Below are 266 nucleotides of genomic sequence, written 5' to 3'. Positions count from 1 at the left end.
AAACAAAGGAAGTGCCAAGGAATATTATGGGAAAGTCGGAAGCGATGTAAAGGATGGCTAAAAGGCTCGTCAGAGTAATAGCTACAATCCTTACCTTTTCCCTCAGGCTTGTGAGGTTAAAAAGGGAAAAAAGGGTTATTAGCATAACACCGTGAAGGAAAAGGCTCACATGAAAATCTTCTGAAATCTGCGATATGGATATTTTCTCTGGAAACTCTTGGTCCATAAAGTAGTATCTAATTAAGCCCTCGGTGCTAAAGGTGTAT

Annotated in this window: 1 protein-coding gene; it reads right to left on the bottom strand. The window is 39.8% G+C overall.

All coding sequences use genetic code 11. The features are described from left to right. The coding region (locus N3G78_14910; GenBank protein MCX8119206.1) for a hypothetical protein at nt 1-226 on the bottom strand (226 nt) is incomplete at its 3' end. Between the last annotated feature and the right edge of the window lie 40 nt (nt 227-266).

This window comes from Thermodesulfobacteriota bacterium, from assembly GCA_026415035.1.
Classification (GTDB): Bacteria; Desulfobacterota; BSN033; order BSN033; family UBA1163; genus RBG-16-49-23.
Note: the sequence above shows the minus strand (reverse complement) of the source record. Positions and strands in the feature narration are given on the sequence as shown.